The organism is Armatimonas sp. (genome assembly GCF_043760365.1).
GTDB lineage: Bacteria > Armatimonadota > Armatimonadia > Armatimonadales > Armatimonadaceae > Armatimonas.
Map to the genome: position 1 here is coordinate 1 of NZ_JAYUPA010000755.1, position 3,493 is coordinate 3,493.

General features: G+C 56.9%; 2 protein-coding genes and 1 pseudogene. 2 read left to right on the plus strand and 1 reads right to left on the minus strand.

Annotated features, from left to right (window positions below):
• Positions 1-320, minus strand: a pseudogene (locus tag ACH2EH_RS18040) (hypothetical protein); the annotation flags it as partial.
• A 73-nt stretch (positions 321-393) separates the two neighbouring features.
• Between ACH2EH_RS18040 and ACH2EH_RS18045 the strand changes: the two are divergent.
• Positions 394-1,365, plus strand: a complete 972-nt coding sequence (locus ACH2EH_RS18045; protein ID WP_395143776.1) for a helix-turn-helix transcriptional regulator — start codon at positions 394-396, stop codon at positions 1,363-1,365.
• A gap of 68 nt (positions 1,366-1,433) precedes the next feature.
• On the plus strand, positions 1,434-3,493 hold a 2,060-nt coding region (gene cas3, locus ACH2EH_RS18050; RefSeq protein WP_395143778.1), incomplete at its 3' end, for a CRISPR-associated helicase Cas3'.

Sequence of the window (3,493 nt, forward strand, 5' to 3'; positions counted from 1 at the left end):
GGGTCCACGATCAGCAGAAACTCGGCATCGGCTTCATCCGCGCCCTCGGGGAAGACCTGCCAGCCCGCGCCCTCGATCCCCTCGGAGATCAGCACCAGCGTGGCTTCTGCGGCCCACTCGGTGCAGAAGTGGTGGAGAACCTCATCGGCGTGCGCATCTATCTGGTAGATCGTGTCGCCCCCGCGAACATCCGCGACCCCGGAGAGCGCCTCCGTGGCGGTCTCCTCCTGGGCTTTGACATCGGCCAGAAGGCGCGTCTGCATGGCATCTTGCAGCATCCGCAGGCGCTCCAGATAGTGCTCAGGTGATTTCTTTAACATACTTTACGTATTATGGCCGCATTTAATTACTTTGTCCACAGGTTATCCACAGGGCTGTGGATAACATCTCTCTATGTCACAATTCGCACGTCTCTACTGGATTGACACTGAGATTCGCTCGGGAAGGTTCCCCAATGCTCCTCAGGTATCCCTGTGTTTCGGTATCTCGGAGCGGACAGCGGCGGCGGATTTCTCCAGCCTCCGTCGGGATTTTCACGCCCCATTGGTCTACCGTGCCCAGCAGCGGGGCTATACCTACGATCCTCCCGGCTACGTCTTGCCTCGCTTGATCCTCACTGAGCGCGAGCTCGCTGCTCTGCGCCGTGCGCTGCTTGCGGCACAGGAGTTCGGAGGGATTGCAGGCGACACTGAGGCGCTAGCACTCTTAACGACCCAGCTTACGGAGATCAAGACACCGGATCGGGGGCGGGTGAGTATTGAAGGAGGTGCCCAGCTTGCGCCCGATTCCCTCACTTCCTCGGAGCTTTTCGAGGCGTGCCGCATGGCGATCAACCGTCGCCAACGTCTGGCGCTGCACTACTCAGGGGCGCATCGAGGTACCGATAGTGAGCGTACCGTCCAGCCGCTGCACTTACACCGTCACCTGGGGGAGTGGTATCTCATCGCCCACTGTGAGCTTGCCGCAGGGATACGCAACTTCCATCTCTCCCGTGTCCGTAACTGGCTGGTCTTTGCCGATACTGCCGCGTTTCTCACCCCATCGGAGTTCGATGCTGCCGCCTATGTCCGTCAGGCGTTTGGTATGCGTCACGGTGAGCCGCTCGTCACGGTGCGGGTGCGCTTCACGCCTTACCAATCACGCTGGATTCGCGAGCGTATCTACCACCCCAGTCAGACTTTAGAGGAGCTTCCTGAGGGAGGTGGTGTGGTGCTGACGATGCAGGTGACGGGCACATTTGAGGTTCGTCGCTGGGTGATGAGCTTCGGTTCTGAGGCGGAAGTGCTGGAGCCTGAGGCGCTGCGAGAAGAGATTCGCGAGGAGCTAAAAAAACTGGGAAAAATCTACGGCTTTTTGTTACCCTGAAACTATACTGCGGTTTGCTTTGGTAGGATGTGTTGTGTGATTTTCTGAAGGAACTGTAGGCACCACTTATGCTGAAGGACGACTTTGTCTGGTTATCACTTTGGGCTAAATCTGAGCCACATCACTTCCTATGGCGGCACCTCTTGGATGTAGGGGCACTTGTTAAAGTACTTGCTCCTCGGTTCTGGCCCGACTCTCCTATACCATCTCACTGCCTTTGCTATCTGGTTGCCTTGCACGATATTGGCAAAGCGGATGCGCTCTTCCAGAAGAAGGCACCCGAGTGTTGTACGGAGTATCCCGATCTTCTGAACCGTGTCTATCCTGATTTTGTCCGTGGCTTTCGTCATGAGGCCCGCTCAGCGGAGTGGCTTGAAGAGCGGTTACAGGGTTTGGGATGGGGAGGCGAAGCCCTATCTCCCATTGTGATGGCGGTCAAAGGTCATCATGGCAACTTTAAGCCCGAACTACTTGATGACGAAGATATTGCTCGCTGGGAGCCGATTCGTAATGCACTCGCTGCTCTTGTTGAGCAAGTTGTCGGGCCACTGGAGACGTTTTCACCCGAGAACTTCGATGTCGAAAATGCAAGTGTTGTTGGGCTGATGCTTTCTGGGCTGATCGTGCTCTGCGACTGGATCGCCTCCAACGATAAACAGTTTTATGGAGTTCTTGCCGAGGCAGATGAGAAAGACCCAGAGCGCTACTTTGCAATGGCGTGCGAGCGGGCTCAGAAAGTAGTTGCTCAGCTTGAGCTGGATGCGGAACGAGTGCCTGAGGGTAAGACTAGCCCACTCACGTTCGCTGAGGTGTGGCCGGGGATCAGTACCCTGCGCCCATCACAGAAAGCACTTGCGAAGGCTACTCTGGAAGGAGTCACTCCGGGACTTGCCATTCTGGAAGCACCTATGGGCGAAGGAAAGACCGAAGGGGCTATCTTTCTTGCGGAGGAGTGGAATCGTCAAAGGCAAACAATAGGGGCCTACATTGCGCTTCCCACGCAGGCGACGAGTAACCAGATGCACGGGCGCTATCAGAAGTATCTGGCACAACGGAGCCCTGGTCAAGGAGCACCGCGCCTGGTGCATGGAATGGCTTGGCTCCGCGACGAACAGACCCCCGAGCACGCACCCGAGACGGACTCGGATGACCCTAAGGAATCCAGCCGGGCGCTGGAGTGGTTTGCCAGTGCGAAGCGTGCCTTGCTTGCCCCTGAGGGGGTAGGGACTATAGATCAAGCGCTGATGGCGGCGCTGAATGTAAAACATGGATTCCTACGGCTCTTTGGGCTGGGGCAGAAGGTGCTCATCGTGGATGAGGTGCATGCCTACGACGCCTTTATGACCACGATTCTCTGCCGCTTGCTGGAGTGGTGCAAGGCACTGGGAATTCCGGTGATCTTGCTCTCGGCGACCCTCTCACAAAGCCAGAAAGCGCAGCTTGTGGGAGCTTGGACACCTGAGCCGCTTCCTGAGTCTGATGCCTACCCGCTTCTGACGTTTGTGGGCAGTGATGGAGAAGTTACTCTTCAGTCTGTAGAACGCGATGAGGCACAGCGAAAGAGTATCCAAACTCAGCGCCATGAAGGACTGTTAGGAGAGCCTGAAAAAATCGCGGCTCTGGCAGCAGACTTGGTGCGCGAGGGGGGCTGCGTTTGCGTGCTGGTCAATACGGTTCGGGTGGCGCAGGATACGTTCCAGATACTGCAAGCGCTCGGCGTTCCTGAGAACGAGCGCTTTCTCTTCCATGCCCGCTTTCCCGCAGACCGGCGCGATGCTATTGAGAAGAAGATGATTTGCCTCTTTGGGCCTCATTCTCAGGACAAGGCACTGCCGAACCCTGAGCGTCCAAAGCGTGCTATCTTGATCGCAACCCAAGTTGTGGAGCAGTCGTTGGATGTCTGTTTCGACAGTTTTGTCTCTGAGCTTGCCCCGGTTGACTTGCTTTTGCAGCGCTCAGGTCGCCTGCATCGGCACTCGGTGAACCCACGTCCCAATCCTGCACACCATAGACCCACACTGCATGTTCTGCTCCCCGAGGCGGCGACTTTCTCCTTTGGAGTGACAGGCAAGATCTATGATGAGGAACTGCTTCTGCGAACTCTGGCGCTCCTGTACCGTGAAGGGGG